This is a genomic window from Arthrobacter sp. H14 (assembly GCF_000520495.1).
Lineage (GTDB): Bacteria > Actinomycetota > Actinomycetes > Actinomycetales > Micrococcaceae > Arthrobacter_C.
In genome coordinates this window covers 1-4,375 of record NZ_KI914656.1, presented here as the reverse complement: position 1 = coordinate 4,375, position 4,375 = coordinate 1, and the positions used below count along the sequence as shown (strand labels likewise).

Below are 4,375 nucleotides of genomic sequence, written 5' to 3'. Positions count from 1 at the left end.
GGCCTGGGATATCTGACCCTCGGCCAGCCACTCACGACACTGTCCGGCGGCGAGCGGCAGCGGCTCAAATTGGCAACCCATATGGGGGAGAAAGGCGGCGTCTACGTGCTTGATGAACCAACCACGGGTCTGCACCTTGCCGACGTCGAGCAACTACTTGGTTTGCTCGACCGGCTGGTCGACTCCGGTAAGTCGGTCATTGTGATTGAGCACCATCAGGCCGTTATGGCGCATGCGGATTGGATCATCGATCTCGGCCCTGGCGCCGGCCACGACGGCGGTCGTGTCATCTTCGAGGGCCCACCTGCCGATCTCGTCGCCGACCGTTCCACACTTACAGGACAGCACCTCGCGGCGTACATCGGTAGCTGACTGCGAGGATAGCGGACAGTAGTTGTCCGCAGGGCGTACTAGGGTGACATCATCGATGCGGCAGATCGTGGGACCACGAACCGGGTGGACGTCGGCCTTGCATTGTGACGACTGAGATGTATAGGAGACGGACGATGAGCCAGGAAATCCAGATTACCTTCGACGCCCACGACCCCCGGACGCTGTCCATTTTTTGGCGCGACGTCCTCGGATATGTCCATCCCGCTCCGCCCGGCGTTGACCTGCCCGACGGCGCCGATCCACTGGCGGCGTGGGGCGACTTTTTGGAGCGGGTTGGCGTACCGGAGGAGCGGCGCAACTCGAGTTCCGCCGTCGAGGACCCGGAGGGCCGGGGTCCACGCATGTTCTTCCAGCAGGTGCCGGAAGGAAAGACGGCCAAGAACCGCGTGCATATCGATGTCCGCTCTGCTCCCGGGCTGCAGGGAGCAGAGCGGATGGCGGCGCTTGAGGCAGAGTGCTCGCGGCTGGTTGCGATGGGAGCCGAACGCCTCCGACGGCACGAGCCCGAGCCTCCCATGAGCGTCGGCTTCATCGTTATGACCGACCCCGAGGGGAATGAGTTCTGCCTGGATTGATGCATCCGGCTACGGGCTGGACAGACAGAACCGACTGGGAACGCGCTTTCGCGAAACAGCCCCTGAACCCGGATATTATGTAAAGTTGGGAAAGGGAGCTGTGCCGTTCACGTGCGGGTTGGAAGGAGGCCAAGAATGATCCTCCCGGAAGTTCGCGACCCTCGTTTCATCAGGATCCGCCGCGGTGGGACCCTGACTGATTCGGACCACCAGCTTCTCGCCCTTTGGGTGGCCTCGTGCGCGGAGCACGTCCTGCACCTCTTTGAGTCGGCCCGGCCGGCGGATCCGCGCCCACGTCAGGCGATCGATCATTCGCGCGCCTGGGTGCGTGGTGAGATTAAAATGACCGAGGCCCGCGTGGCGGGCGGCCATGCAATGGGTGCGGCCAGAGAACTGCACGGGGCGGCCCGGCATGCCGCATATGCTACTGGCCAGGCCGGGGTCGTCGCACACGTCGCCGCACACGAACTGGGCGCGGCCGCGTATGCGATCAAGGCCGCACGTGCTGCCGCCCCGGATGGCGAGGCCGGGGCCGCGGGGCAGTTCGAGTGCCGGTGGCAGCGCGATCAGCTCCCGGAAGCGATTCGTGAGCTCGTACTCGACGACCAGCAATTGCGGAACGGCATTTGCTGGTCGGTGTTTGACTGTTGAGCAGGCGAGTCGTTGCGCCCAACTCAGGCCGCACGGTGATGGTTCTGTCAGGCTCAATGTATTGATTGCGACCCCTGCAGCAACCGGCATTCGCAAGTTGTGAGAGGGGCACCTTCAGGGCCCGTGGATAAAACGCCGATAATCTACATTATGTAAACTAGAAGTGATCCTATTGCAGAATCTGCAGAATAGGACTCAGGGATACGACGCCCCTCCTTCGGCGGTCTGGTCGCCGAAAACTACGTCCTTTAGCGGAAGTTGGCCTGCTCGATCATGTGTGTGGCAAATCCGCACCTGATGCTGGGGCGCGTGTCCTGACTGTTGAAGATAGTGATAAAACCGGGGATTCCAGGCCTTTCCTTGACAGCGTTTCGCATTTTATGCATGCTAAGAGCATAATTTGCAGACACATCGGAGGCTTGATGGACCCCAGAGAGGGCCGGCTGATAAGGCGCCGATATCCGACCTTATGTCAACTAGAAGTGATCCTATTGCAGAATCTGCGGAATAGGACTCAGGGATACGACTCCCCTCCTTCGGCGGTCTGGTCGCCGAAAACTACGTCCTTTAGCGGAAGTTGGCGTGCTCGATCATGTGTGTGGCAAATCCGCACCTGATGCTGGGGCGCGTGTCCTGACTGCTGAAGATAGCGATAAAACCGGGGATTCTAGGCCTTTCCTTGACAGCGTTTCGCATTTTATGCATGCTAAGAGCACAATTTGCAGACACATCGGAGGCTTGATGGACCCCAGAGAGGGCCGGCTGATAAGGCTTCCCCTGCGTCATGAAGCGGTTTCCGCGGACGCAGTGTTTGAGGACATGCTCACCGGTTGGAAGCAGCAGCAGTTGGCCCGCAACTTCACGGCCGGAACAATCCGGGGACGTGAGCGCCTCGTCCGGCGGTTTGTCGATCATACCGGGCATTTTCCGTGGGACTGGACCGTCGGTGATGCCGATGAGTTCTTCGCCCATGAGCGCTCCATCGTGAACCTGGCGTTCGCCACCGTTCGTGCCTACCAGACCCATCTGAAGGTGTTCTGCGACTTCGTGACCGATCCTGCCTACGAGTGGGAACAAATCTGCGGCGAAAGGTTTGGCCGCTCCCCTGTCCAGATCATCACCGAATTTAACCGGGCACGGCATTCACAGAATAACGAGCAGTCGCCGGTCAAGAGGCCCTTTACCCGTGCGGAGCTGCAGGGATTTTTTGATCTGGCCGATCTTGAGGTCGAGCGTGTTCTCGTCTCCGGCCGCAAAGGGGCCGTCGCTGCCTATCGGGACGCGGTGGTGTTCAAGACCGCCTATGCGTGGGGTCTTCGAGCCAACGAGGTCACGCACCTTCAGACCGTGGACTTTTCGCGGAACCGCAGAGCACCGCAGTTCGGCGACTTCGGTGTCCTGCAGATCAGATACGGCAAGGCGCAGCGCGGTTCCCCGCCCAAGAGGCGTTCGGTGCTGACGGTCTTCGAATGGTCCCCTGATGTCCTCGAGACTTGGATCCGGACGGGACTTCCGTGGCTCTGCCCGGCCGTGTCGGAAATATTCCCCACGGCCAACGGGCTGCCTGTTCCCAAGTCCAATCTGCATCGCCGCTTCCGGGACTATATCGATGAGCTTGGTTATCCGCCGGGCCTGGACATCCATTCGTTGCGCCGGTCCTACGTCACGCACCTCTTTGAGCACTTCGGGTTCGACCACACTTTTGTTCAGCGCCAGGTTGGACACGAACACGCCTCGACCACCTCCCTCTACACCTCCGTTTCCAGTGACTATCAGACGAGTGAGCTCAACCGGGTGCTCGAGGACATGATTGACAGAGCCATCAAGCCGAAGGAGGAAAGACAATGAAACGAGAGATCGAATACCGGTGGCGGGCCCGGGAACTTATGGCCCGGCATGGCATGCGAAACACCCGGGAGCTGGTGGCACCGTTGCGGGAGCGCGGCATCACGCTTTCCGAGTCGCAGATCTACCGCATGGTCGGCCAAAACCCGGAACGGATATCTTTTCAGCTGCTGGCAGCCCTCTGCGACATCTTCGGCGTCGAGGCGAACGAGCTGTTCACCTTTACAGCCACCGATGCCAGATCCAAACGCCAGAAGCAGGCCGTCGCCTCCGGGGAAAACGTCGTCCGGTTCGCGGATTCCTACAAGCCTGTCAGAGCCCGTATCCTTGACGAGGACTAAGTCCGGGCTCCGCGGCCGACCGCGCTCTGAAGGCGATCGCCGGTGCGCCCGATGCGGTCGCCTGGCCGCAAAGACCCGCGTAACCTGGCCCGAGGGCCCCATCTGCGGGATCTGCTTCACCACGGCATTGCGGACACGTGGGTCCTGCCCGGGCTGCGGAGAAGCCAGGCTCCTTCCCGGCAAGAATGCCGAAGGGGCCGACATCTGCCGGGACTGCGCAGGCATCACCACCAACATGAACTGCGACGGATGCGGGGGCCGAAACCGAGAGGTTCCGCGCCGGCCACTGCATCCGCTGCGTACTCCGGACCGATCTGGAACTGACCCTGCGGCCTCACGATCCCCCGGACTTACGCCTCAAACGTCTCATCGGTGTTCTAACCGAGGCGCAGAGACCGGAGAGTATCTACACCTGGATGCGCGGGACCAGGGCCAAAGAACTCCTCACCGGACTCGGTACACGCGGCGTCGGACTCAGCCATGAGGCCTTCGACGCTCTGCCCGGATCGCGTGCAGTGGAGTATCTTCGGGAACTGCTTATCCATCACAACATGCTTCCGCCCCGCGACC

The 4,375-nt window shown here is 61.2% G+C and carries 5 protein-coding genes; all 5 read left to right on the top strand.

From position 1 onward, the window contains the following. The coding region (locus Y707_RS29845; RefSeq protein ID WP_035781587.1) for an ATP-binding cassette domain-containing protein at positions 1-372 on the top strand (372 nt) is incomplete at its 5' end. Positions 373-506: 134 nt separating this feature from the next. Continuing rightward, entirely contained in the window at positions 507-968 is a 462-nt protein-coding gene (locus Y707_RS0112500; RefSeq protein ID WP_026535352.1) for a VOC family protein, read from the top strand. Positions 969-1,103: 135 nt separating this feature from the next. Beyond that, complete coding sequence (locus tag Y707_RS0112495; RefSeq protein ID WP_026535351.1) at positions 1,104-1,619, top strand: putative immunity protein; 516 nt, start codon at positions 1,104-1,106, stop codon at positions 1,617-1,619. A 741-nt stretch (positions 1,620-2,360) separates the two neighbouring features. Then, positions 2,361-3,467, top strand: coding sequence for a tyrosine-type recombinase/integrase (locus Y707_RS0112490; protein WP_026535350.1), 1,107 nt, complete (start codon positions 2,361-2,363; stop codon positions 3,465-3,467). After that, a complete protein-coding gene (locus Y707_RS0112485) occupies positions 3,464-3,805 on the top strand; it encodes a helix-turn-helix domain-containing protein (RefSeq protein ID WP_026535349.1) in 342 nt (113 codons plus the stop codon). The genes Y707_RS0112490 and Y707_RS0112485 overlap by 4 nt, the downstream gene beginning before the upstream one ends. The last annotated feature ends 570 nt before the right edge of the window (positions 3,806-4,375 follow it).

Bases quoted from the DNA above. Each gene is read 5' to 3' on its own strand.
- Y707_RS0112495 (WP_026535351.1), top strand. From the start codon at position 1,104: ATGATCCTCCCGGAAGTTCGCGACCCTCGTTTCATCAGGATCCGCCGC.
- Y707_RS0112490 (WP_026535350.1), top strand. From the start codon at position 2,361: ATGGACCCCAGAGAGGGCCGGCTGATAAGGCTTCCCCTGCGTCATGAA.
- Y707_RS0112500 (WP_026535352.1), top strand. From the start codon at position 507: ATGAGCCAGGAAATCCAGATTACCTTCGACGCCCACGACCCCCGGACG.
- Y707_RS0112485 (WP_026535349.1), top strand. From the start codon at position 3,464: ATGAAACGAGAGATCGAATACCGGTGGCGGGCCCGGGAACTTATGGCC.